This is a genomic window from Agromyces allii (assembly GCF_009749385.1).
Lineage (GTDB): Bacteria > Actinomycetota > Actinomycetes > Actinomycetales > Microbacteriaceae > Agromyces > Agromyces allii.
This window is the reverse complement of record NZ_WBIN01000011.1, coordinates 75,662-99,550: the sequence shown is the minus strand read 5'-3', so window position 1 is coordinate 99,550 and position 23,889 is coordinate 75,662. Positions and strand designations below refer to the sequence as shown.

Genomic DNA, 23,889 nt, shown 5'->3' with positions numbered 1-23,889 from the left:
GTGCCCGATCGGGAACAAGACTGCGGAACTGTTCAGGAGCCCGACGAGGCAGGCGAACTCGGCGACTTCGTCAGGGCCTGAGCCACCTTCTCGAGCCAGGCCGCGACGGTCATGGAGGTGGAACGGTTTGAAGGTGATCCGCCAATCGAGTAGCCCTTTTCGCTGAGTACCTCCGTCAATTCGAGGATGCTGAGATCTCCAGTCGATCCGCCGTTCGCGAGGAGGAGGAGGTCCATGACGGTCATCACGTCGTGGTCAAACAGCACTTCGAGTGCCGCCCACTCGAATCCGTCGAGCGGAGCATGGTCGAACTCGACGGCAAGCCTCGCCGCTCGTTGGAGCCGGAGTGCGGTCTGCTCATCCAGTCCGAGCTCGTTCAGGAGCGCCGGAGTGACGGTCGCATCCGCGAGTCGTTCGAGACTCGCCACTCCCTCGACCTTGCTGAGACGCATCGAGGAGAACAGGAAAGGCGGCCTGGAGAAGCGCGCGTCGCGTTCACGGGGGTACAGGCTCTGGAATGCCGGCAGGCGGCGGAGCGGGGCGATCTCGGGATCGTCGTGTTCAGCCCACGTCTTGAATGCGTCGATCGTGAACGCGAGAGGAAGGAGCTGGATCGAGCGGCTGAACTGCGGCACCTCGCTTCTCGGCGGCATCTGCGCGAAATGACAGGCGAGGGAGTACGCGACCTCGGGGCTGTAGGGCTTGATCTCGCTTTCGGTTACGGCTTCGCCGCCGAGTCTTGCGACGCTGATCCGTGCGAGCTTGAGTCTGACGTCTCCGGCCAGATCCTCGATCTGGAGGTCGTCGCGCCGTGCGATCATCGCGTGGAGGAACCGGGCGTACTCGAGGGCTGACACGGGATCTGATCTGTCCACCGTTGCAGACTCGGGCATTGCCTTGAGGTTTCGCTCGACCGCGCACAATGAGGTGAGCGCTCTGACGAGGAGATCGTCACCTGCCAGTGCGGGGTCGATACCGAGTGGCACGATTGGCGGTGTCTCCTCGGCGCCGAAGAAGGACTTGGTGCGCTCCCGGACGAACCCGACCAGAAGCCGTCGATACTCGAGCAGTCCGTTCGTACTCGCTTCGTACCGGAAGCGACGATTCCAGAGGGCGACGACGGCGGAGAGATTACGGCCGTCAGCGAGTAGTGCCTTGCCGAGGAGAGCAATCGAGGCATCACGATCGGCTCGAGACGCATACCCCTTCGTGGCGATGTACTGGAGTGCAATGCTCCGCCACCTCGACGCGCCTTGGAGACCGGGGACCATGTCCGGGTAGCGTTCGACCATTTTATCGACGAGGATCGCCGCGGCGAAGGCCGCGACTCGGCGTCCGTCGGTGAATGCACCCTCGTCGGTCTTCTCACCCACCCGTGCGTCCGCCGCAATAACCTGGCCGCTGAAGATCTGGCGGCCGTTCCGCTCGACCGACACGGATGCGATGCCGGCCGACGTGAGGGAGATCGCGAGCGTCCAAGGCCGAATGTTGGTGATGAACAACCAGACCTTCTGCAGGAGGGCGATCCACTTCTGATCTGAGAGTTCGGTGAGCGCGTTGCTCAGGTCGTCCAGGTCGGGGCCGACCGGGAGCTCGATGCCGCGTGCACTGGTTCCCATCATGTCGAGCAGCGCACCGGCGACGAGCGCCTGATCGACGGTCTTCTCGCCGTCACCCGAGACCGCGATGCTGAGGTGGGGCGCTGCAGCGATCACGCGACCGAGCGCCCCCGCGCCGACGAGCCCGAAGGCGATCAGGAACAGCGAGAATGCGGCGATCTGATCCCAGACGTCCGCTGAGTACATGACCGCCATGACCCACGCGATCGGAGGAGCGAGCACCAAGAAGATGATGCCGAGGACGAGCGACTCCCTCCGGAGCGCCTTCGTGGATTCGCGCTGATCGCGCAGGTGCGGCAGGAACGCGATCAGGCGCGCGAGCACGAGGAGGGCGGCCCATCCGCCCAGGAAGAACAGGCCGATCGAGGCCAGCGGGGTCACGATCTTGACGAAGTCATCCCAAGCGGTTCCGACGGACTTCGGGGTGGGCGTCGAGGCGGGCACCGCAGCTTCGACGTCCTCGAAGACACCGGAGCATGCCTGCATCGTCTTCGATGGTGAACGCGAACCCTCGAGAACCTTCTTCGCAGCATCCGGACGCCCGAACTCGATCAGTTTCGCTGCGGCGAAACACGCCCCATCGGCGGAGAGTTCGAGAGGCAAAGAGAGCGCCGACGAAGCGAGGGCCTGCTCCAACGCGTCTTCGCACGCCTGCCGACGGGCCGGTGACGCGGCAGGCGTGTCCGTCGCACGTGCGGTTTCGATCAGCTTGATCGCCGCAGCCGGGTCGGTCTTAGCGAGCTCCTCGGCGATGGGGCAGACCACGTCGTAGTCGACCGGGCTTGGCGAAGAGGCGACCGCGGACTCCGACGGGAGCGCGATGTTGACGAACGCGACGAGCAGCAGCACGAGCACCGTGGCCGCTCGAGCGAGTGACCGGATATCTCGTCTCGACATCAGGAACCCCCGCTTCCCGGTGACGCCCGGATTGCTGCGCATCCGGCCTCTGCGCGGGACAGTACGCCCGATGGGCGTCGGCCGGTCACCCCCAATCGGAGGGACCGCCATTTACCCGACGTGACGCGGCCGTGGATCGGCCATGGCGCTGCGTGAGAGCGCTCCACTACCGTGGTCAGCATCGACACGCCACCGTCTGCGCTCCTCGGCCGTGCCGGCGAGCGCGAGCGCCTCGCCGACCTGGTCGGCTCGGCGCGCAACGGGCGAGGGGCTGCGCTGCTGATCCGCGGCGAGCCGGGCATCGGCAAGACGGCGCTCCTCGACGAAGCCGTGCGCGAGGTCGCGGGCGTTCGCGTCGTGCGGGCCGACGGCTTCGAGGCCGAGCAGGCGATGCCGTACGCGGCACTGCAGCGGCTCGGCGCCCCGTTCACCGAACTCGTCGGCGTGCTGCCTCCACGCCAGGCGGCTGCTCTTCGCATCGCGGCCGGGGTCGACGACGGCCCGCCGCCCGACCGCTACCTGGTGGGGCTCGGCATGCTGTCGCTGCTCGCGGCGGCGGCCGAGCGGCATCCGCTCGTGTACGTGATCGACGACGCGCACCTGGTCGACCCCGAGTCGCTCGAGGTGCTCGCGTTCGTGGGGCGCCGGCTCGAGGCCGAGTCGGTCGCACTGCTGCTGGGCGCGAGGCCCGATGCGCGGGTCGACGTCGCGGCCGCGGGCGTCGCGGTGCTCGAACTCGGCGGGCTCGACGGGCCCACCTCGGTGCAGCTGCTGAACCGGTCGGCGGTCGAGCCGGTCGATCCCTTCCTCGCGACGCGCTTCGCCGAGGAGACCGGCGGCAACCCGCTCGCCCTCATCGACCTCGCACGCGAGTTCACGGCGCAGCAGCTCACCGACTCGTCGCTCGCGCTCGGGCCGGTGCCGATCGGTCTGCGTCTCGAGTCCACCTACCTTCGCGCGGTCGACGCGCTGCCCGCCGACACGCGCCGCTGGCTCGGCGTCGCGGCGGCCGAGTCCACGGGCCGTCCGGCGATCATCGACGAGGCGGCGCACCGGCTCGGGGTGGCGACGGATGCCGCGGGCGCGGCGGAGCGCGCCGGCCTCGCGTCGGTGCGCGAACGCGTGCGGTTCCGGCATCCGCTCGTTCGTGCCGCGGTCTACAACGCGATGCCCGTGGGCGAGCGGCGCGAGGTGCACGCGGTGCTGCGCGAGGTCGCCGACGAGCAGGGCCGTCCCGACCTCGCGGTCTGGCATGCGGCCGCCGCGACCTCCGGCGTCGACGATGCGGTCGCCGACCGCATGGAACGGGCAGCGGATGCCGCGGGCGGCCGAGGCGGCACCGCCTCGCGTGCGCGGCTGCTCGCCGGGGCCGCCGACCTCACGACGCCGGGGCCGGCACGCGACGCCCGACTCATCGCGGCAGCCGAGGCTGCGGCGGCGGCCGGTGCCGCCCAGCTCGCGCTCGAACTGCTCGACCGCATCGATGCCGGAGCCGCCGATCCGGTGACCGAGGGGCGACTGCTGATGCTGCGCGCCATGCTCGCGCTCTTCGTGGCCGACCCCGACGGCGTGCGCGGCGGACCGGCCACGCTGCTGCACGCCGCAGAGCTCTTCCACGGCCGGGCACCCGACCTCGAACAACGTGCACTGGTGCGGGCGTTCGAGGTCGAGCTCACGGCCGAGTGGGCGGTCACCGACGCGACGCTGCCAGAGCTCGGACGACGACTCGCCGCCGGGGTCGACGTGGCCGACGGCCCCAGGTCGGTCGCGTTGCGCGGCATCGCCGCGCACATCCTGCTGCCGTACGACCAGGCGGTGCCGCCCATGCGGGCCGCGGTCGAGATGCTGCGGCGTGCCGATGACGCGCAGCTGCTCGACCTCGGCTACTTCGGCGTCGCCCTCACGATGGGCCTTTGGGACGAGCGCACCTGCATCGAACTGCTCGAGCGCACGGCGTCGGTCGCCCGCGAGGCCGGGAACCTGCGCGTGCTCGACACGACGCTGTGGCTGCTCGGCGAGGTCGAACTCGTGCGCGGCGATGCGGCTGCCGCCGGGCGGCACATCGACGGGGTGCGCGAGCTCCGCCGGGCCATCGGGTACGACGCCGAACAGGTCGTGAACGCCTCCTACCTCGCATGGGCGGGGGCGCCGACCGAGGTCGTCGAGCAGCTCGCCGTCGGCATCCTCGCGAGCGGGTTCGTCGGCGCCCACACGATCGCGATGTCGGGGCTCTGCACCCGCGACCTCGCCGACGGGCGGTATGCCGCGGCGTACGAGCGCCTCCTGCCGATGGTCGCCCGCGACTTCCTGCAGGTGACCTACCAGCAGCTGCCCGACCTCGTCGAGGCGGGCGTTCGCAGCGGCCACGGCGGCGACCCGCCCGTGCGCTCCGCGGCCGCGCGCCTCGCCGAGTTCGCCGAGGTGAGCGGCACGCCGTGGATCCGCGGCGTCTCGGCCCGCGCCGCCGCCCTGCTCGCCTCCGACGACGACGCCGAGCCGCTCTACCGGGAGGCGATCGAGCACTACGTCGAGGCCGGCGCGGCAGCCGAGCTGGGGCGCGCGCACCTGGTCTACGGCGAGTGGCTGCGACGCCTGAAGCGCCGGCGCGACGCGCGCGACCAGCTGCGGCTCGCCCTCGAGAGCTTCGAGCGGGCGGGCGCGCCCGCGTTCGCCGCCCGCGCACGCCGCGAGCTCGAGGCCACGGGCGAGCACGTCGTCGCGCACGCGCCGGGCGAGGCCGCGGTCGACACCCTGACCCCGCAGGAGGCGACCGTCGCGCGGCTCGCGTCGTCGGGCCGCACGAACGCCGAGATCGGCGCCGAGCTGTTCATCAGCGCGAACACCGTCGACTACCACCTCCGCAAGGTGTTCCGGAAGCTCGGCATCACCTCGCGGCGCCAGCTCGCCGAGCGGTACCCGCTGCGCTGACCTCGCCCGCTCCGCTCGCGACTACGCACGCCACGTGGTTCGGTGCCGGACCCGTCCGCGCCAGCATCGAGGCATCCGCGAATCGCAGCCGAGCGAATCGCCCGCTCGAGGAGGCGCCCATGCCCTTCGTCACCGCCGATGACGGCGCGCAGATCTTCTACAAGGACTGGGGCGGAGGCGGCACGCCCGTGCTGCTGAGCCACGGCTGGCCGCTGAACGCCGACGCGTGGGAGGCCGCCGCGCTGTTCCTCGCCGAGCACGGGCACCGCGCGATCGCGCACGACCGGCGCGGGCACGGCCGGTCGAGCCAGACATGGAACGGCAACGAGATGGACACCTACGCCGACGACCTCGCCTGCCTCATCGACCACCTCGACCTGACCGACCTCACGCTCGTCGGGCACTCGACCGGCGGCGGCGAGATCGCGCACTACGTCGGTCGCCACGGCTCGTCGCGCGTCGCGAAGCTCGTGCTCGTCTCGGCCGTGCCGCCGCTCATGCTCGCGACCGACGACAACCCCGGCGGACTGCCGATCGCGGTGTTCGACGGCATCCGCGCGGGCGAGGCCGCCGATCGCTCGCAGCTCTACCGCGACCTCGCCGACGGCCCCTTCTTCGGCAACAACCGCGGCGGCGACGTGTCGCAGGGGGTGCGCGACGCGTTCTGGCTGCAGAGCATGGCATGCGGTCACCGCGGCGCCTACGAGTGCATCGCGGCGTTCTCGGCCACCGACTTCCGCCCCGACCTCGCGAAGATCGACGTGCCGACGCTCGTGATCCACGGCGACGACGACCAGATCGTGCCGTTCGAGGTGGGCGGTGCACGTTCGGCCGTGCTCATCGACGGCGCGACGCTGCTCGTCTACGAGGGCGGCGCGCACGGCCTGCCCGACACCGCCCGCGACCGGCTGCACGCCGACCTGCTCGCGTTCATCGACTCCTGAACCGTCGGCGGAACCCTCCCGACACGGTGGGCGGATGCCGCGGCGCCGGCTCGCGACATCCGCTCGCGTCCACCCTCATCACCCTCGAAAGGACAGCATCATGACCGACAGCACCCCTGAGCCCACCGCCCCCGACACCGTCGTGCTCGTGCACGGCCTCTGGATGACGCCACGCAGCTGGCGGGGCTGGAAGGACCACTTCGAGGCCAAGGGCCTCACCGTGCTCACGCCCGCCTACCCGGGCTTCGAGATCGAGGTCGAGGCCCTGCGCGAGCAGCCCGACCTCATCGCGAAGCTCACGGTGCCCGAGACCGTCGACCACCTCGCCGCGCAGATCGAGGCGCTGCCGAAGCCGCCGATCATCATCGGGCACTCGTTCGGCGGCACGCTGACCCAGCTGCTGCTGGCGCGCGGACTCGGCGCGGCCGGCGTCGTCGTCGACTCGGCGCCGACCGAGGGCGTGCGCATGACGCCGCTGTCGCAGGCGAAGTCGCTGTTCCCGGCGCTGAAGAACCCGGCGAACCTCCACCGTGCGGTCGCGTTCACGCCCGAGGAGTTCCACTACGCGTTCGCGAACACGCTCTCGCGCGAGGACTCCGACGCGGTCTGGGAGGAGTTCGCGATCCCCGCCCCGGGCAACTGGATCTGGGCCTACGGCCTCATCGCGAACTTCAAGCCCGGCCACCAGGAGACCTGGGTCGACTACGCCAAGGACCGGGCCCCGCTCCTGTTCATCGGCGGCGAGAAGGACCACATCATGCCGCCCTCGGTGAACACGTCGAACGCGAAGCACTACGCCAAGTCGCCCGCGCTCACCGAGTACGTGGAGTTCCCCGGCCGCTCGCACTGGATCTGCGCCGAGCCCGGCTGGGAAGAGGTGGCCGACCACGCCCTCGAGTGGGCGCTCGCGCACGCGAAGTCGCCGGCGACCGCCGACGCGTAGGCGGTGACGGCGTGCGAGTCGCTCAGGCCTCCGGGCGGCCCGCGCCGCCGGGCGCGCTGCCGTACCGGCCGCCCGCGCTGCCGGCCTCCCGGCACGCTCGACGACAGTCCGTCTGGCTGCCGGCCTGGACCTGCGCGCCCCGAGCTCGTCCGCGTAGCGCGCGAGGCGGCGCCCGAACTGGGCATCGACGCGGTCGCACGGTGTGCCCTATCCTCGCGGCATGAGGCTGACCCGCATCGGCGGACCCACCGTGCTCGTGGAACTCGACGGTTGGCGCCTGCTCGTCGACCCGACGTTCGATCCGGCCGGACGGTACTACGCGTTCGGGTGGGGCACGGGGTCGACGAAGACGGGAGATCCCGCGATCGACGTCGAGGATCTCGGCCCGATCGACGTCGCGCTCGTCAGCCACGACCACCACGCCGACAACCTCGACGATGCAGGCCGTGCGATGCTGCCGTCCGTCGGCGCCGTCGTGACGACCGCGAGCGGAGCGGTGCGGCTCGCGTCGGCACAGTCGGCGGCCCCGGTGGCCGCCGAACGACTCCACGGGCTCGAGACCGGCGCTTCGGTGACGCTGCCCGCCCCGAGGCCCGGCCTGCCGACGCTCGTGATCTCGGCGACGCCGTGCCGGCACGGGCCGCCGCTCACGCACGCGATCGTCGGCGACGTCATCGGGTTCGCGATCCGCAGGCAGGGCGAGGAGGAGGTGGCCCTCTGGATCACGGGCGACACCGTGCTCTTCGAGCCGCTCCGCCGCACGGCCGACGAGCTGTCGATCGACGTCATGCTCGCCAACGTCGGCGGGGTGCGGTTCGGCGTCACGGGCCCGCTGCGCTTCACCATGACCGGCCGCGACGCCGTCGAGCTCGTCGGCATCGCCGCGCCGCGCGTCGCGACGTTCGCGCACTACGACGGCTGGTCGCACTTCGTCGACGGCGAGGCGGGGCTTCGCGACGCGATCGACGCGTCCGCGGCATCCGTCCACGATCGTGCCGTGTGGCTCGTCGACGGGCGCGCCGTCGAGGTGTGAGGGGTGCGGGCGGCGCCCCGTTTCGCGACCCGCGCCGAGCCGTCGTGAAACCTCGCCGACTCACGCGGGTGTGAGAATCATCCGGTGCCCGAACTCGTGATCGCCCCCGGAGACCTCACCGACCCGCGCGTGCTGCGCCTGCTCGAGGACCACCTCGCCGACATGCACGCGACCTCGCCCGCCGAGAGCGTGCACGCGCTCGACGTGTCGGGCCTCTCCGACCCGGCGGTCACCTTCTGGGCGGTCTCCGACGGCGAGGCCGTGCTCGGCTGCGTCGCGTTGAAGCAGCTTTCGCCCGAGCACGGCGAGCTGAAGTCCATGCGAGCGGATGCCGCGGCGCGCGGCCAGGGCCTCGGTCGCCGCCTGCTCGAGCACGTGCTCGACGAGGCCCGCAGCCGTGGCTACGCCCGCATCAGCCTCGAGACGGGCACCGAGGACTTCTTCGCGCCGGCCCGGGCGCTCTACGAGAAGGCCGGATTCACGGTGTGCCCGCCGTTCGGCTCGTACGAGCTCGACCCGAACAGCGCCTTCTACACGCTCGAGCTCGCGCCGGGCGCCTGAGCAGGCCGCGCGGGCCGGTGCCCGGTCAGCGCGCTGCGAGGCCCTCGACGAGCACGTCGGCCAGCGCGTCGAGGCTGCCCGGTCGTGACGGCGTTCGGGTCAGCGCGGTGAAGAGCACGGCGCCGATCATGGCGTCGGCCGCGGCATCGAGATCGGCCCCGCGGCGGATTCCGCCCTGCTCGACGCCCGCGCGCAGCAGCGCCAGCAGGTGCGCGCGAGCGGGGGCCGTGAACGTCGCGTAGAGCCGGCCGTCGTCGTCGTTCTCGGCGGCGACCGAGGCGAGGGCGCGGATCACGGCGACCTGCGAGGCGTCGGTGACCTGCCGTGCGGCGGCGTGCAGCCACGCCCGGACGGCGTCGATCGCAGGGTCGGTGCCCGCGACATCCGTCGGCGCCTCGAACCCGACCGCGAGGTTGCCCGAGAGCATCATGTCGGCGACCAGGCGCGACTTCGAGGGCCAGCGGCGGTACACGGTCTGGCGGGCGACGCCGGCCCGGTCGGCGATGGCCTGCATCGTGAGCGCGTCGTACCCGTCGGCGACGAGCAGGTCGCGCGTCGCATCGAGGATCGCGAGGTCGGCCTCGGCGTTCCGGGGTCGGCCGCGACCGCGACCCGGCGATCGGCCCTGCGATGCGCCCTGCTCCTGTACCTGCTCCACGGGAACGAGTGTATTCTCGGCGTGCACGAATAACGCTACAGAGCGTCTCGTTAATGACATGGAGGTCAGCATGCAGAAGGACGTCGCCGTCGTCATCGGTGTCGGAGGAATGGGGCTCGCGATCGCGCGACGCGTCGCCAGTGGACGCCGGGTGGTGCTCGCCGACTTCAACGAGGCGACGCTCGAGGCCGCCGCCGCGCAGCTCACGGGCGACGGTCACGACGTGCTCACGCGCCGCGTCGACGTCTCCGACCGCACCTCGGTCGCCGAGCTCGCGGATGCCGCGGCAGCCGCCGGGCGTGTGACCCACGTCGCCCACACCGCCGGGCTCTCGCCCATGCAGGCGCCGACGCAGGCGATCCTCGCCGTCGACCTGCTCGGTGTCGCGCACGTGCTCGACGAGTTCCCGCGCGTGATCGCCCCGGGCGGATCCGGCGTCGTCATCTCGAGCATGTCGGCCTACTTCGCCGCGCCGACGCTGCCCGCCGAGCTCGGAGCCGCACTCGCGACCACGCCCACCGACGACCTGCTCGCCCTGCCGTTCCTCGCGGCGCTGCCGAATCCCGGTGCCGCGTACAGCATCGCCAAGCGGGCGAACCAGCTGCGCGTGGCCGCGGCATCCGTCGCCTGGGGCGAGGCCGGCGCCCGCATCAACTCGATCAGCCCCGGCGTGATCTCCACGCCCATGGGCCAGGAGGAGCTCGCGGGCGACTCGGGCGAGCAGATGCGCGGCATGGTCGCCGCCTCGGCCGCCAAGCGCCTCGGCACGCCAGACGACATCGCGGCGGCGGCGGCGTTCCTGCTCGACCCGCAGGTCGCGAGCTTCATCAGCGGCGTCGACCTGCTCGTCGACGGCGGCACGGTCGCCGGCGTGAACGCGCGCGGCCTGCTCGGCTGAGGCCGCGCGCGGCGCACGCCGCGCTTCCTGCACGCCGCACGCCGCACCCGCACGCCGCACGCACCCGCCCGAGGATGACCGGGGCGGGTGCGTGCAGGCGAGGTGCGAGGCGCGTCAGCGGCGCGACGCGAAGAACGCCGCGATGTCGTCGGCGAGCACCTCGGGCACCTCGAGCGACGCGTAGTGGCCGCCCTCGGGGAACCGGCTCCAGTGCACGATCGCGTCGTTGTCGCGCTCGGCGAAGACCTTGATCGTCTGGAAGTCGTCGGCGAACACGGCGACGCCCGTCGGGGCGTGGTTCACGGCGGGCTCGGCCTCGACCTGCGCGTTCTCGTAGTACGCGCGGCTCATGCCGGCCGCCGCGTTCGCGAACCAGGTGATGCTGACGGCCGTGAGCACGGCGTCGAGCGGCACCTTCGACGTTCCGTTGCCGAACGACTCGAACAGCTCGCTGTAGGCCAGCAGGCCCACGGGCGAGTCGCTGAGCCCTGCCGCGATCGTCTGCGGGCGCGACGCGTTCATCGTGTTGTACCCGCCGACCTTCTGGAACCACTGCATGTGCTCGAGGCCCGCGTAGTCGGCCGGCTCGAGGCGCTCGAACTCGCTCGGGTCGCCCGAGGGGAACGAGAAGAGCTGCAGCACGTGCAGGCCGAGGAAGCCCTCCGGCTCGAGCAGGCCGAGCTCGCGGGCGACGAGCGCGCCGTTGTCGGAGCCGTGCACGCCGTAGCGCTCGTACCCGAGGCGGCGCATGAGCGCGTCGTAGGCGCGGGCGACGCGGGCGATGGTCCAGCCCGACTCCCGCACCGGGTTGGAGAACCCGAAGCCCGGGGCATCCGGGATCACCACGCTGAAGGCGTCCTCGGCGCGGCCGCCGTGCGTCACCGGGTCGACGAGCCGGTCGATCAGGTCGAGGTAGTCGGCCGATGAGCCGGGGTAGGTGTGCGCGAGCAGCAGCGGCGTCGCGTCGGCGTGCGGCGAGACGACGTGGATGAAGTGGATCGGCTGCCCGTCGACCTCGGTGACGAAGTGCGGCACGGCGTTGATGCGCGCCTCGACGGCACGCCAGTCGAACGCCTTCCACTGCTCGACGGCGTCGCGCAGGTAGTGGTTCGGGGTGCCGGTGGTCCAGTCGTCGCCGGGCGCGGGCTGGGGGAGCCGGGTGCGCGCGAGGCGACCGGCGAGGTCGTCGAGGTCGGCCTGGGGCACGGCGACGACGAAGGGGCGGATGTCGGTGGCGGACGTGGATGCGGTGGTGTCGGCTGCGCTGTTCATGTCTTCGACGGTACGGTCGATAGCGGAAAGGATCGTTCCTGATGCCGCGAACTCGTCACCTGCTCGTCCGGATGCTGCCATGACCGACACCGCGGGCCGCCTGCTGGCCCTGCTCGGCCTGCTGCAGTCGCGTCCGTCGTGGTCGGGCCCCGAGCTGGCCGAGCGGCTGGGGGTCACGACGCGCACGATCCGCAACGACGTCGAGCGCCTGCGCGCGCTCGACTATCCGGTCGAGGCGACGCGCGGCTCGATCGGCGGCTACCGGCTCGGCGCGGGCGGGCGCCTGCCGCCGCTGCTGCTCGACGACGAGGAGGCGGTCGCCGTCGCCATCGGACTGCGCGGCGCCACGGGCGTCGCCGGGGTCGCCGAGGCGAGCCGGCGTGCGCTGGCCAAGCTCGAACAGGTGCTGCCCGCGCGGCTGCGCCCCACCGTCGAGGCCGTCGCGACGGTCGTCGACCACGCGCCGGGCAACATCGACACCGACGCCCCCGACCCCGAGGTCGACCCCGAGGTGCTGCGCGCGATCGCGACGGCGATCCGCTCGGCCGAGTGGCTGCGCTTCGACTACGGCGATCAGGGCGGCGGCGATCAGGGCGACGGCGATGAGGGCGACGGCGACCGCGACGACGCGCCGAGGCTCGTCGAGCCGTACCGGCTGCTCGCCTGGCTCCGCCGCTGGTACCTCGTCGCCCGCGATCCCGGGTCGGGGGAGTGGGACGTCTTCCGCGCCGACCGCATGCGCCCCCGCATGCCGACGCGACGCCGGTTCGAGCCGCGACTCGTTCCCGGCGGCGACTACACGGCGTTCACCATGCGGCAGGTCGCCGTGAGCGGCTGGATCGTGCACGCACGCCTGCGCATCGCGGCACCGGCGTCGGCGGTGCTCGACCGCATCCACTTCGCGGTCGGCATCGTCGAGGCGGTCGGGCCCGACGAGTCGGTGCTCCTGACCGGCGCCGACAGCCTCGACACGATCGCGGCGTACATCGGCATGCTCGGCATGGACTTCACGGTCGAGTCGCCGCCCGAGCTGCGCGACCTGCTGCGCGTCTACGCCGACCGCTACCGCAGGGCGGCCGACGCGGCATCCGTCACCTGATCGAGCGGATGCCGCGGGCGCGCCTGGTGCGAACGGCCGACCTGCGGCGGTCCGTCAGGGCAGCGCGGCGATGAGGCGCTCGGCCGTCGCGCGCGCCTCGGCGGTTCCGGTCGCGGCCGAGACGATGTCGCTGAGGAACACGTTGTGCAGCGCGATCGCCACGACGCCGTACGCCGTGCTCTCGCACTCCGCGGGGGTGGCCGAGGGGTGCTCGACCGCGATCAGGCGGGCGATGAGGTCGTGCGTGCCCCGATAGGCGTCGACGATGAGCTGCGCGAGCTCGGGGTCGGTGCGCGCCGCCTCGACGAAGCCGAGCACGACCGCGTTCTCGCGACCGGGGGCGGCGAACGCGTCGCCGAAGAGGTGGTCGAGGGCGGATGCCACGGTGTCGGTGCCCGCGGGCAGGATCGACGTTCCCTCGGTGCCGTCGTAGTAGAACCGGCGTGCGCTCACGCGGAGCAGCTGCTCGCGGTTGCCGACGAAGTGGCGCACGTGTCCGCGCGACATGCCGGCCTCTTCGGCGATGCGATCGAGGCTCGCCCCGGTGATGCCGTGGATGCCGATCGCCCGGATGGTCGCCTCGACGATCTGGGTCGTGCGTTCATCGGCAACTGATGGTCGCGCCATGTGTCTCCTCCTCATCGCACGATATCGGCCGTGCGGCCGTGGTGCGGGACGCCCGTCATTTATTTTCTAGTCGGACTTGACTAATAACCCTATCCGAATCTACCGTGGCATCCACCCGAACCACGAGAGAGGCGAACGAGGAACCATGCTGCAGATCGAGCACGTCGGCCCGGGGCCCGTGAGCCCGCTCGCCCGTGAGGAGTTCGTCCGCATGCGCGACGGCATCCGACTGGCCACCGACGTCTACCTGCCCGGTGCGCCGGTCGCGCCGGACGCCGCGCCGGGCGACACCGTGCTCATCCGCCTGCCCTACGACAAGAGCGGGGCGTACACGTACATCCCGCTCATCGCCGAGTACTTCACCGCTCGCGGCTACCGCGTGGTCGCGCAGGACGTGCGCGGCAAGTTCCGTTCGGAGGGCGAGGCGCTGCTCTTCGTGAACGAGGCCGACGACGGCTACGACACGATCGACTGGATCGTGAACCAGGCCTGGTCGAACGGGCGCGTGGCCATGTGGGGCGACAGCTACTACGGCTACACCCAGTGGGCGGCGGTCTCGTCGCAGCATCCGGCGCTCAAGGCGATCGCGCCGCGCGTGACCGGCACGCAGCTCGGCGAACCCGTGCGCGCGGCCGCCGGCGCTCGCACGCGCGGCGTCGAGTGGGGCATCACCTACCTCTACCCGCTCACGTACTTCCACTCGCAGGACGCGTACTTCTGGGACCTCGACCCCGCGCACCGCCCCTACAGCGCCCAGGTCGAGGCCGTGCTGGCGCAGCTCGGCTCGCGCTCGATCTCGTACGACCAGTGGTACCCGCGGCCCGTGCACCTGCCGCGCTTCCCGAACGGCGACCCGTTCGACGCGCGGCCCGTGCCGACCCTGCACACCATCGGCTGGTGGGACAACTGCGCGCCGCTCTCGTGGGCGGATGTCGCGCGCATCGAGCAGCGGCCGGCCTGGGCGTTGAACCACTTCCTCCGCATCGAGTCGATGGACCACGAGTCGTACTACGTCGACGACGCCGTCGAGGATCGCGTCGAGGAGCGGACGCACGAGCAGCTGCTCGCGGGCCTGCCGCGCATGCTCGAGCCGGCGCTCGCATTCTTCGAGGTCTTCGTGCGCGGCAACGGCGCACCCACCGACATCCCGCGCGTCGCGTGGAACCTCGCCGGCACGCCCGGCATGCGGGCGAGCGAGACCTGGCCGCCCCCGGATGCCGCAGCCCTCGAGCTCTTCGCCCACGCGGGCGGTGCGCTCTCACCCGAGCACCCCCCGGCCGAGCCGGCGCACGCGGACTGGCTGCACGACCCCGCCGACCCGGTGCCGTCGAGCGTGGCCAACGCGTTCGCGTTCCTGCTCGACGCGCCCGACGAGTCGGCGCTCGCCGACCGCGACGACGTCATCGCGTTCACGACCGACCCCGTGGCCGAGGACCTCGACCTCACCGGGCCGGTGCGCGCCGAGGCGGTGATCTCCTCCGACGGGCCGGTCATGGACCTCTTCGTGCGCCTGCTCGACGTCGACGAGGAGGGCCGGGCGTTCCGCATCGCCCGCGGTCAGGTGCACCTGCGCGACGCCACCGACGCCGCCCGCGTCGAGGTCGACCTCGGACAGCTCGGGTACCGGCTGCGCGCCGGGCACCGGCTGCGCTTGCACCTGTCGAGCAGCGACGCGCCCGAGTTCATCCCGCAGCCCGGCACCGGCGAGGACCCGTGGGGGGCGACCGAGCTCACGACCAACCGGCAGCGGCTCGAACTCGGCGGCGACCGGCCGTTCCGCCTCACCCTCACGATCGCATCGCCCGGCGCATGGCCTGCCGCATCGACCGAACCGAAAGGACCCACCCATGTCTGAGCCCGTGCTCGAGTTCGCCTTCGAACTCCGCGTCGACTGCGACCCGCATCTGCGCATCGGCCGCAGCGCCGACGAGGAGCTCACGTTCACCCCGATCACGGGCGGCACCGTCGCGGGCCCGCTGCTCGACGGCGTCGTGCTCGCCGGCGGCGGCGACTGGGCCGTCGAGCGCAGCGGCACGTCGCAGCTCGAGGCCCGCTACCTGCTGCGGGCCGACGACGGCGCCGTCATCGACATCCTCAACCGCGGGTACTTCCGCGCGACCGAGGAGGCCATCGCGCGGCACGAGGCCGGAGAGCACGTCGACGAGTCCGAGATCTACTTCCGCACGGCTCCCGTGTTCCAGACGGATGCCCCGGCGCACCGCTGGCTCGCCGAGCACCAGTTCGTCGGCCTCGCGCGCGACGAGGACGGCCAGGTCTGCGTGCGCGTCTTCGTCGTGCGCTGACCCGCGGCCCGCGACGCCCGACCGGCGACGCCCGCCACCGGCATCCGCTCGCCGGACCACGCCCACCCTCACCACTCCACCGATCGCATCACCTGACGTTCCACCGCCGAGGCCCACCGCCGACGCACTGCACCGCCACCCCCACAGCAGCACGAGAGGACCCGTCATGAGAACCACACGCATCACCGCGACCGTCGCAGGCGCCGTCGCAGCCCTGATGTTCCTGAGCGGATGCACGGCACGCGACGACGCGTCGCCGAACACGGCCGAACCCGTCGACTCGTCGAAGCTCGTCTCGTCGCTGCCGGCGGCCACGGGCGAGGTCGACGAGGTCACGTGGGCGCTCGTCGAGGGCGAGCCGTCGACGCTCGACCCGGCCGGCGACTACAGCCTCGCCATCCCGAACCTCTGCGAGAACCTGCTGCAGATCAGCCCCGACTTCACGGTCGAGCCTGGCGTCGCGACGAGCGCCGAGTGGGTCGATCCGGTCACCTTCGTCATCGACCTGCGCGACGACGTCGCCTTCTGGGACGGCACGCCGCTCACGGCCGACGACGTCGCCTTCAGCCTCGAGCGCAACCGCGTCGAGACCTCGGCCTGGTTTCCGGCGTTCGTGCTCGTCGACACCATCGAGGTGACCGGCGACCTGCAGGTGACCGTGCACTTCACGGCACCCGACTCGACCTTCCGCGACGCCATCGCGGGCGCGGCGGGCGCCGTGCTCAGCAAGGCGTTCGTCGAGCAGGCCGGCGACACGTTCGGCACCTCGACGGGCGGCGTCATGTGCACCGGCCCCTACGTCTTCGACGAGTGGACGCCGGGCACCGAGATCGTGACGAGCGCCAACCCCGACTACTGGGGCGGCGCGCCGCTCGTCGGCACCCTGACCTACACGTTCATCACCGACGGCGCGACGCTCGCCAACGCGCTGCTCGCGGGCGAGGTCGACGGCGCCTTCAACGTGCCGCCCGCCAGCCGCGACAACTTCGCCGGTTCCGACAGCGGACGCCTCGTGCTCGGCCCGTCGACCGCGTCGTACTCGTTCGGACCGACGAACTCGACCGGCGCAGGCGCCGACCCGAAGATCCGTCAGGCGCTCAGCCTCGCGATCGACCGAGAGCAGTTCATCGCCACGGTGCTGCACGGGCTCGGCGAGCCGCAGTCCACGTTCACGCCGCCGTTCGCGTGGGCCGGCATGGAGGCCGCCGACCAGTACACGGCCGCCTACGACGAACTGGCCGCGCCCGAGCTCGACCTCGAGCAGGCGAAGCAGCTCGTCGAGGAGTCGGGCGTCGACACCGCGACGCCGCTCGTCGTCGCCATTCCGGCCGGCGCGAAGGAGCTCTCGCAGACGGCCGCCATCATCCAGGCGGCCGGCGCCCAGATCGGACTCACGATCGAGATCGACGAGCGCCAGCCCACCGACTTCTCGCAGATCTTCTTCGACCCGGCCGCGCGCGAGTCCATCGACTTCGTCGCGACCGTCGGCTACCTCGACGCACCGGGCGTGCTCGGCTACGCCCAGCAGTTCCTGCTGCCCGCCGAGCTCGGCGGCTTCTTCAACTGGAGCGGCTACTCGAACGACGAGGTGACCGCCGACCTGCAGACCGCGCGCACGACGCTCGACCCCGCGGCATCCGCCGACGCCTTCATCGCCGCGCAGCAGATCTTCGCACCCGACCAGCTGCAGGTCACGCTCGCCTCGGCGTATCAGACGACGTTCCTGCAGAACGGGCTCACGGGCGTCACCACCTCGGTCGCCGTCTACAGCAGCCCCTGGGCGCTGCACCTCGGCAGCGAATGACCATGGCGACGCTGGACGGGAACGGAGGCACCACATGAACGCGGGAGTCGTGCGCACCCTCGCCGGCAAGCTCGGCGAGCTCGCGCTCACGCTGTTCCTGGCCAGCGTCGTCATCTTCTCGGCGGTGCTGCTCACCCCGGGCGACCCGGTCGCGGCGCTCGCCGGCGGCATCCGCCCCACCCCCGAGCTCATCGAGGCGATCCGGGCGCAGCACCACCTCGACGACCCGGTCTGGCAGCAGTACCTGCACTGGGTCGGCGGCGTGCTCACGGGCGACCTCGGCACCTCGTTCGTCTACAAGACGGATGTCGCCGCGCTCATCGCGCCCCGCATCGGCGTGACCGTGCTGCTCGTGCTCTACACCGCGGTGCTCATCGCGATCTTCGGCATCGGATCGGGCGTGGTCGCCGCGACCCGCGGACCGAGGGCCGACCGCGCCGTGCTCATCGGCACGTCGATCGGCATGGCCATGCCCACGTTCGTCGTCGCGATCCTGCTGATCTGGGTGTTCGCGAGGGTGCTCGGCTGGTTCCCGGTGTACGGCGCGGGCGAGGGATTCCTCGACAGCCTCTACCACCTGACGCTGCCGGCGATCTCGCTCGCGGTGCTCTACATCGCCTTCTTCAGCCGCATCACGCGCGGCGCGGTCGTCGGTCAGCTGCACGCCGAGCACGTCGACACGGCGCGGGTGCGCGGCATCCCGCGGTCGCAGATCTTCCGGCGGCACGTGTTCCTGAACGCCTCGCCGCAGATCCTCGCGGTCTCGGGGGTGACCGTCGCCGGGCTGTTCGCCACCTCGGCGATCGCCGAGCAGGCGTTCGGCATCGGCGGCCTCGGATCGCTGCTCACCGAGGCGGCGGCCCGCAAGGACCTGCCCGTCGTGCAGGTGATCTCGCTGCTGCTCGTCGTCGTCTTCGTCGTGCTGAACGCGGTCGCCGACATCGCGATCGCCGTGATCGACCCCGACAGCGCCAAGCCCAGGAGGAACGCATGAGCGTCGCACAACTCGCGGGCGGCCGGGTCGCCGCCGTCGTGCGCAAGGCGGCCACGCGCGACCCGCTCGTCATCGCCGCGGTCGTGGTGGTGGTCGGCGTCGCCGTCATGGCCGTGTTCGGGCAGGCGCTCGCGCCCTACGACCCGGATGCGATCTACGTCGGGCCGGTCTCGGCGCCGCCGAGCCTCGCGTACCCGTTCGGCACCGACGACCTCGGCCGCGACATCCTCTCCCGCGTGCTCGCGGGCACCGCGCCCAGCGTGATCGGGCCCGTCATCGTCGTGGTCGCCTCGAGCCTGCTCGGTGCGGCGCTGGGCATCACGGCCGCCTGGTTCGGCGGTGCGGTCGACGGCATCGCCTCGCGCGTCATCGAGCTGATCTTCGCGATCCCCGGCCTCGTGCTCGCGGTGCTCGCGGTCGCGATGTTCGGCAAGGGCCTGCTTGCCCCGACCCTCGCGCTCGCCATCGCCTACGTGCCGATCGTCGCCAGGCTCATCCGGGCCGGCGCCCGTCAGGAGCTCGGCAAGCCGTACATGGCGGCCCTGCACATCCAGGGCGTCGGATCGGCGGCGATCTGCTTCCGCCACCTCGTGCCCGCGCTGCTGCCCGCGCTCTTCGCGCAGACCACGATCGGGTTCGGCTACGCCATGCTCGACCTCGCCGCGATCTCGTTCCTCGGGCTCGGCGCCCAGCCGCCGGCATCCGACTGGGGCGTCATGATCGCGGGCGGCCAGCCGGCGCTCATCGCGGGGGCGCCCGAGCAGTCGATGTTCCCGGCGCTGTTCGTCGTGCTGACCGTGCTCGCGGTCAACGTGCTCGGCGCCCGCGTCACCACCTGGGCAGAGAGGGGCGAACGATGAGCGAGGTCGTGCTCGAACTGGATCGTGTCTCGATCGCGACGCCCGCCCCCGCCGGCGGCAGCGGCCGCACGCTCGTGCACGACTGCACGCTGCAGGTGCACGCCGGCGAGGCGCTCGGCCTCGTGGGGGAGTCGGGCTCGGGCAAGACGCTCTCGACCCGGGCGGTCGCGGGGCTGCTGCCCGAGGGCTTCACGGTCGGCGGCACGATCCGCATCGACGGCGACGACGTGTCGCTCCTGCCGCCCGCGCGACTGCGCGAGGTGAGGGCGCGTCGCCTCGGCATGGTGTTCCAGACACCGCGCGCCCACCTCAACCCGTTCCGCACGATCGGCGACTTCATGACCGAGGCGCTCGTCTCGGTCGCGGGCGAGCGGGCGGATGCCGCGGCGCGGCGTGCGATCGACCTGCTCGACGAGGTCGGGGTGCCCGACCCGTCCCGGCGCATGCGGCAGCGACCCGGCGACCTGTCGGGCGGACTGCTCCAGCGCGTGATGATCGCCGCGACCCTCGCGATGGACCCCCGCATCCTGCTGGCCGACGAGATCACCACGGCCCTCGACGTCACGACGCAGGAGGAGGTCATGGCCGTCATCGCCGACCTCCGTCGCCACCGCGAGCTCGCGATGCTCTTCATCACGCACGACCTGCCGCTCGCGGGCGCGGTCTGCGATCGCGTGGTCGTGATGAACCAGGGTCGCACCGTCGAGACGCTGCCCGCGGGGAGCATGCGGGCGGAGGCCCGAGATGCGTACACGATCCGGCTGCTGTCGGCGTCGTTGCCGGCGGCCGAGGCGGGAGCAGGGACGGTCGCATCCGACGCGGTCGCCGGGGTCCTTGCCCAGGTCGCACCCGCGCCGATCCTGCGCGTCGACGGCCTGCGCAAGGTGTTCCGGGTGCCCGCTGCCACGGGCTTCGGCCACGACGAGTTCGTCGCTGTGGACGACGTGGGCTTCGAGCTCCCCCAGGGCGGGTCGCTCGGCATCGTCGGCGAGAGCGGCTCGGGCAAGTCGACGACCGCGCGCATCGTCTGCGGCCTCGAGACGGCGGATGCCGGCACGGTCACCGTGAAGGGCGAGGACTGGACGCGGCCCGCGCGCGGCGCACGCGGCCGCCGCCGGCGCGCCCGCATCGCGCAGATGGTGTTCCAGGACCCGTACCAGTCGCTGGATCCGCGCCAGACCGTGCGCGAATGCCTCACCGAGGCCGTCGCCCTGCACCGGCCGAAGGCGTCGCGCCCCGAGGTGACGGCCCGGGTCGACGAGCTGCTCGCGAACGTCGCCCTCGACGCGACGCTCGCCGACCGGCATCCGCGAGCCCTCTCGGGCGGACAGCGCCAGCGCGTGACCATCGCCCGCTCGCTCGCGGCCGACCCCGAGATCCTCGTGCTCGACGAGGCGGTCTCGGCGCTCGACGTCACGACCCAGGTCGAGGTGCTGACGCTGCTCGACGGCATCCGTCGGTCGACCGGGGTCGCGCTGCTCATGATCTCGCACGACCTGAACACCGTGCGACGCTTGTGCGACGAGGTCGTCGTCATGCGGTCGGGCGGCATCGTCGAGCACGGGCCGATCGCCGACGTGCTCGACCGGCCCGCAGCCGACTACACCAAGATGCTGCTCGACTCGATTCCCCGTGAGGGGTGGGTGCCGCGTCGTCGGCGGCCCGCCCGGACCGGTGCACTGCCCAGCGTCGCCACGTCGGCGACCCCTGTTCCCCGAGGAGGAACCCCGTGACCGAAACGCCGACCGTGCAGCCCGAGGCGCAGACGCCGCAGGACCGGCACGCCGAGCCGTGGACGCTCGGCGCCCGCGAGATCGCCCGACGCGTGCGGGCCGGCGAGCTCAGCGCCGCCGCCGTGATCGAGGCGCACCTCGCGCGCATCGACGCCGTGAACCCCGCGGTCGGCGCGGCCACGGTCGTCTTCGCCGATCGGGCTCGCGAGCTCGCCGCCGCGATCGACGCCCGGATCGCCGCGGGCGACGAGGTCGGCCCGCTCGCAGGGGTGCCGTTCAGCGTGAAGGAGAACATCGACCTCACCTGGTCGGCGTCGACGCAGGGCTGGACCTTCCTCGCCGGCGCCGTGCCCGCCGAGAACGCGACCCTCGTCGACCGCCTGCTCGCGGCCGACGCGATCCCGATCGCACGCGGCAACATGCCCGACTTCGGCCTGCGCTGGGACACCGTCAACGACCTCTTCGGCCGCACGAACAACCCGTGGAACCCGTCGCGGGTGCCGGGCGGATCGAGCGGCGGCGACGCGGTCGCGGTCGCCACGGGCATGGCTGCGTTCGGGGTGGGCAACGACTACGGCGGATCGCTGCGCCTGCCCGCCTACGCCGCGGGCGTCTGCGCCCTGCGCCCCTCGGCCGGCCGGGTGCCCGCACCCACGGTCGTCGTCGAGCCGCTGCCGCTCTCGCTGCAGATGTTCGCCGTGAACGGGCCGATCGCCCGGCACGTCGACGACCTCGACCTCGCGTTCTCGCTCATGCACGGCGCCGACGGCCGCGACCCGCTCGTGGTCACCGTGCCGCATCCGTCGACCTACGAGGGCGTGCGTCGGGTCGCCGTCGTGCGCGACCCGCTCGGCTGGGGCGTCGAGCCGCAGGTCGCCGACGCGATCGAGCGTGCGGCGTCGGCGCTCGCCGCAGCCGGCTGGGAGGTCGTCGACGCCGAGCCGCCCATGCTCGAGGACGCCGCCGTCATGTGGCGCCGGCTCTCGGTGACCGAGATGGTCGGCGCGTTCCGGCCTGGCGGCCTGCCCGCACCGCTCAGCGACGGGGCGACGACGTACTTCCTCGACAACGCGTCCGAGACCCACGTGCTCGAGTCGGGCGACGAATACGGCGGCGCGTGGGCGCAGCGCGTGGTCGTCGCCGCGGCCTGGGCGAGGTTCCAGGCCGAGCACCCGATCGTGCTCGGTCCGGTCTCGACGAGGCGGATGCCGCACATCGGCGTCGATCTCTCGGGACCCGCCGCGACGACCGAGCTCTGGCGCGACCACCGCCTGCTCGTGGCCGTGAACTTCCTCGGCCTGCCGTCGGTCGCCGTGCCCACCGGACTCGACGACGAGGGCCTGCCGACGGGCGTGCAGCTCATCGGACCGACGAACGGCGACCACATCGCCCTCGCGGCGGCGCGCGACGTCGAGGCCGCGCTCGGCGCGCTCACGCCCGTCGACCCGCACTGACGCGCGCCCGCCCGCGCTGACGCGCGCCCGCCCGAGCTGGCCCCCGACTCGCTGCCGCAGTTCCCGCATGCGCGGACGCAGAGGTGTCAGCTGGGCAGGGGAGAGCGGGGCTGCCGCGGCAGGTCAGCGCCGCGGCGGCGCGGTGCTCTGGCGCACGACGAGCTCGACGTCGACGAGCGAGTTGCCGCGGCGCTCGCCGGCCTCGACCTCGTGCAGCAGCGCCTCGACCGAGCGGCGGCCGACCTCGCCGAAGTACTGGTGCACGGTCGTCAGCGGCGGCCAGAAGCTGCTCGACTCCGACATGTCGTCGAAGCCCACGACGCTCACGTCGCCGGGAACGGCGCGGCCCGACTCGTGCATGGCGCGCAGCACTCCGAGCGCCATCTGGTCGTTCGCGGCGAACACGGCCGTGACGGCGGGGTTCGCGGCGAGCTCGAGCCCGAGTTCGTAGCCGGCCTCGGTCGACCAGTCGCCCTCGAGCACCGGGGGAGCGGATGCCCCGTGCTCGGCGAGGGTCGCGGCCCAGGCGTCGCGGCGGCGCGTGGCCGAGTAGGAGCGCTCGGGGCCGGCGACGTGCCAGACGGTCTCGTGTCCGAGGTCGAGCAGGTGCTGCACGGCGAGCCGGGCGCCGTGCGCCTGGTCGGTGTCGACGCCGGGGAACCGCTCGTCGCCCGAGGCGTCGATGATCACGGCGGGCAGCCCGTCGGGCAGTTCGACGTCGGACTCGTCGAAGAGGTGCGCCTCGACCACGAGGATGACGCCGTCGACCGCGGCATCCGCGAGCCGGTCGAAGGCGACCGAGAGCTCGCCCTTGGTCGGGTGCGGCACGGGGATGAGCGTGAGCGAGTAGCCGGCGTCGCTCGCGGCGGTCGTGATGGCGTCGAGCGTGCGCATGTTGCCGAAGCTCGAGAGCGTGAACATGATGACGCCGATGCTGCGGAAGCGGCCGGTGCGCAGGGCGCGGGCGGCGCTGTTGGGTCGATAGCCGAGCTTGGTCATGGCGGCGAGCACCCGGTCGCGGGTCGCGGCGTCGACGTTGTCGCGGCCGTTCGAGACGCGGGAGACGGTCTGCCCCGAGACGTTCGCCTCGCGGGCGACGTCCGCCATCGACGGCGCACGGCGGCGGCCGGGGGCGGTCGCCTGGCCTGGTGTCGTCGTCATGTGTCTCTCCCTCGGTGCGCCCTCTGCTGAAGACTGGCGCATGTTCACGTCAACATGCTACGGTGTCGTCACGAGATGTTGACGTAAACATCTCGGCGATC

The 23,889-nt window shown here is 72.2% G+C and carries 19 protein-coding genes; 14 read left to right on the top strand and 5 right to left on the bottom strand.

Annotation, left to right across the window (positions count from 1 at the left end):
- Positions 1-32: 32 nt before the first annotated feature.
- On the bottom strand, positions 33-2,474 hold the full coding sequence (locus GQR16_RS14260) for a hypothetical protein (protein ID WP_157415824.1): 2,442 nt from the start codon (positions 2,472-2,474) through the stop codon (positions 33-35).
- Between the two features lie 213 nt (positions 2,475-2,687).
- On the opposite strand from GQR16_RS14260, the gene GQR16_RS14255 reads away from it, so the two are divergent.
- The 5 genes from GQR16_RS14255 (at position 2,688) to GQR16_RS14235 (ending at position 8,925) form a co-directional block, all read left to right on the top strand.
- Complete coding sequence (locus tag GQR16_RS14255) at positions 2,688-5,444, top strand: AAA family ATPase (protein WP_246200856.1); 2,757 nt, start codon at positions 2,688-2,690, stop codon at positions 5,442-5,444.
- A gap of 119 nt (positions 5,445-5,563) precedes the next feature.
- Positions 5,564-6,388, top strand: coding sequence for an alpha/beta fold hydrolase (locus GQR16_RS14250; RefSeq protein WP_157415823.1), 825 nt, complete (start codon positions 5,564-5,566; stop codon positions 6,386-6,388).
- A gap of 100 nt (positions 6,389-6,488) precedes the next feature.
- A complete protein-coding gene (locus GQR16_RS14245) occupies positions 6,489-7,331 on the top strand; it encodes an alpha/beta hydrolase (protein ID WP_157415822.1) in 843 nt (280 codons plus the stop codon).
- A 220-nt stretch (positions 7,332-7,551) separates the two neighbouring features.
- Complete coding sequence (locus tag GQR16_RS14240; protein WP_157415821.1) at positions 7,552-8,364, top strand: MBL fold metallo-hydrolase; 813 nt, start codon at positions 7,552-7,554, stop codon at positions 8,362-8,364.
- Between the two features lie 84 nt (positions 8,365-8,448).
- Positions 8,449-8,925: a GNAT family N-acetyltransferase gene (locus GQR16_RS14235; RefSeq protein WP_246200855.1), complete on the top strand. Its 477-nt coding sequence runs from the start codon at positions 8,449-8,451 to the stop codon at positions 8,923-8,925.
- Between the two features lie 25 nt (positions 8,926-8,950).
- On the opposite strand, the gene GQR16_RS14230 is transcribed toward GQR16_RS14235, so the two are convergent.
- Positions 8,951-9,583 carry a TetR/AcrR family transcriptional regulator gene (locus GQR16_RS14230; protein WP_170298512.1) on the bottom strand — a complete coding sequence of 211 codons (633 nt, stop codon included), beginning with the start codon at positions 9,581-9,583 and terminating at the stop codon, positions 8,951-8,953.
- Between the two features lie 70 nt (positions 9,584-9,653).
- On the opposite strand from GQR16_RS14230, the gene GQR16_RS14225 reads away from it, so the two are divergent.
- Complete coding sequence (locus tag GQR16_RS14225; RefSeq protein WP_157415819.1) at positions 9,654-10,481, top strand: SDR family oxidoreductase; 828 nt, start codon at positions 9,654-9,656, stop codon at positions 10,479-10,481.
- A gap of 114 nt (positions 10,482-10,595) precedes the next feature.
- On the opposite strand, the gene GQR16_RS14220 is transcribed toward GQR16_RS14225, so the two are convergent.
- A complete protein-coding gene (locus GQR16_RS14220) occupies positions 10,596-11,753 on the bottom strand; it encodes an epoxide hydrolase family protein (RefSeq protein WP_157415818.1) in 1,158 nt (385 codons plus the stop codon).
- Positions 11,754-11,832: 79 nt separating this feature from the next.
- Between GQR16_RS14220 and GQR16_RS14215 the strand changes: the two genes are divergently transcribed.
- Entirely contained in the window at positions 11,833-12,852 is a 1,020-nt protein-coding gene (locus GQR16_RS14215) for a helix-turn-helix transcriptional regulator (RefSeq protein ID WP_157415817.1), read from the top strand.
- Between the two features lie 54 nt (positions 12,853-12,906).
- On the opposite strand, the gene GQR16_RS14210 is transcribed toward GQR16_RS14215, so the two are convergent.
- The gene (locus tag GQR16_RS14210; protein WP_157415816.1) at positions 12,907-13,479 is read right to left on the bottom strand and encodes a TetR family transcriptional regulator; all 573 of its coding nucleotides are present in this window, start codon (positions 13,477-13,479) and stop codon (positions 12,907-12,909) included.
- A gap of 145 nt (positions 13,480-13,624) precedes the next feature.
- Between GQR16_RS14210 and GQR16_RS14205 the strand changes: the two genes are divergently transcribed.
- The 7 genes from GQR16_RS14205 to GQR16_RS14175 all read left to right on the top strand — a co-directional run bounded on the left by GQR16_RS14205 (position 13,625) and on the right by GQR16_RS14175 (position 22,627).
- Positions 13,625-15,334, top strand: coding sequence for a CocE/NonD family hydrolase (locus GQR16_RS14205; RefSeq protein WP_157415815.1), 1,710 nt, complete (start codon positions 13,625-13,627; stop codon positions 15,332-15,334).
- Positions 15,327-15,782 (top strand): DUF3237 domain-containing protein, encoded by a 456-nt coding sequence (locus GQR16_RS14200; protein WP_157415814.1) that lies wholly within the window; start codon positions 15,327-15,329, stop codon positions 15,780-15,782. Before GQR16_RS14205 ends, GQR16_RS14200 begins: the two co-directional genes overlap by 8 nt.
- 166 nt (positions 15,783-15,948) lie before the next feature.
- A complete protein-coding gene (locus GQR16_RS14195; RefSeq protein WP_157415813.1) occupies positions 15,949-17,586 on the top strand; it encodes an ABC transporter substrate-binding protein in 1,638 nt (545 codons plus the stop codon).
- A gap of 34 nt (positions 17,587-17,620) precedes the next feature.
- Positions 17,621-18,580 carry an ABC transporter permease gene (locus tag GQR16_RS14190; protein WP_157415812.1) on the top strand — a complete coding sequence of 320 codons (960 nt, stop codon included), beginning with the start codon at positions 17,621-17,623 and terminating at the stop codon, positions 18,578-18,580.
- Positions 18,577-19,440: an ABC transporter permease gene (locus GQR16_RS14185; RefSeq protein WP_157415811.1), complete on the top strand. Its 864-nt coding sequence runs from the start codon at positions 18,577-18,579 to the stop codon at positions 19,438-19,440. Before GQR16_RS14190 ends, GQR16_RS14185 begins: the two co-directional genes overlap by 4 nt.
- A complete protein-coding gene (locus GQR16_RS14180; protein ID WP_157415810.1) occupies positions 19,437-21,173 on the top strand; it encodes an ABC transporter ATP-binding protein in 1,737 nt (578 codons plus the stop codon). The genes GQR16_RS14185 and GQR16_RS14180 overlap by 4 nt, the downstream gene beginning before the upstream one ends.
- On the top strand, positions 21,170-22,627 hold the full coding sequence (locus GQR16_RS14175) for an amidase (RefSeq protein ID WP_211373525.1): 1,458 nt from the start codon (positions 21,170-21,172) through the stop codon (positions 22,625-22,627). Before GQR16_RS14180 ends, GQR16_RS14175 begins: the two co-directional genes overlap by 4 nt.
- 123 nt (positions 22,628-22,750) lie before the next feature.
- Here GQR16_RS14175 and GQR16_RS14170 read toward each other — a convergent pair whose 3' ends face one another.
- The gene (locus GQR16_RS14170) at positions 22,751-23,788 is read right to left on the bottom strand and encodes a LacI family DNA-binding transcriptional regulator (RefSeq protein ID WP_246200854.1); all 1,038 of its coding nucleotides are present in this window, start codon (positions 23,786-23,788) and stop codon (positions 22,751-22,753) included.
- Between the last annotated feature and the right edge of the window lie 101 nt (positions 23,789-23,889).

Excerpts from the sequence above, each read along its gene's own strand:
- GQR16_RS14250 (WP_157415823.1), top strand. The coding sequence starts at position 5,564 with ATGCCCTTCGTCACCGCCGATGACGGCGCGCAGATCTTCTACAAGGAC.
- GQR16_RS14245 (WP_157415822.1), top strand. The coding sequence starts at position 6,489 with ATGACCGACAGCACCCCTGAGCCCACCGCCCCCGACACCGTCGTGCTC.
- GQR16_RS14240 (WP_157415821.1), top strand. The coding sequence starts at position 7,552 with ATGAGGCTGACCCGCATCGGCGGACCCACCGTGCTCGTGGAACTCGAC.
- GQR16_RS14225 (WP_157415819.1), top strand. The coding sequence starts at position 9,654 with ATGCAGAAGGACGTCGCCGTCGTCATCGGTGTCGGAGGAATGGGGCTC.
- GQR16_RS14220 (WP_157415818.1), bottom strand. The coding sequence starts at position 11,753 with ATGAACAGCGCAGCCGACACCACCGCATCCACGTCCGCCACCGACATC.
- GQR16_RS14215 (WP_157415817.1), top strand. The coding sequence starts at position 11,833 with ATGACCGACACCGCGGGCCGCCTGCTGGCCCTGCTCGGCCTGCTGCAG.
- GQR16_RS14210 (WP_157415816.1), bottom strand. The coding sequence starts at position 13,479 with ATGGCGCGACCATCAGTTGCCGATGAACGCACGACCCAGATCGTCGAG.
- GQR16_RS14205 (WP_157415815.1), top strand. The coding sequence starts at position 13,625 with ATGCTGCAGATCGAGCACGTCGGCCCGGGGCCCGTGAGCCCGCTCGCC.
- GQR16_RS14200 (WP_157415814.1), top strand. The coding sequence starts at position 15,327 with ATGTCTGAGCCCGTGCTCGAGTTCGCCTTCGAACTCCGCGTCGACTGC.
- GQR16_RS14195 (WP_157415813.1), top strand. The coding sequence starts at position 15,949 with ATGAGAACCACACGCATCACCGCGACCGTCGCAGGCGCCGTCGCAGCC.
- GQR16_RS14190 (WP_157415812.1), top strand. The coding sequence starts at position 17,621 with ATGAACGCGGGAGTCGTGCGCACCCTCGCCGGCAAGCTCGGCGAGCTC.
- GQR16_RS14185 (WP_157415811.1), top strand. The coding sequence starts at position 18,577 with ATGAGCGTCGCACAACTCGCGGGCGGCCGGGTCGCCGCCGTCGTGCGC.
- GQR16_RS14180 (WP_157415810.1), top strand. The coding sequence starts at position 19,437 with ATGAGCGAGGTCGTGCTCGAACTGGATCGTGTCTCGATCGCGACGCCC.
- GQR16_RS14170 (WP_246200854.1), bottom strand. The coding sequence starts at position 23,788 with ATGACGACGACACCAGGCCAGGCGACCGCCCCCGGCCGCCGCCGTGCG.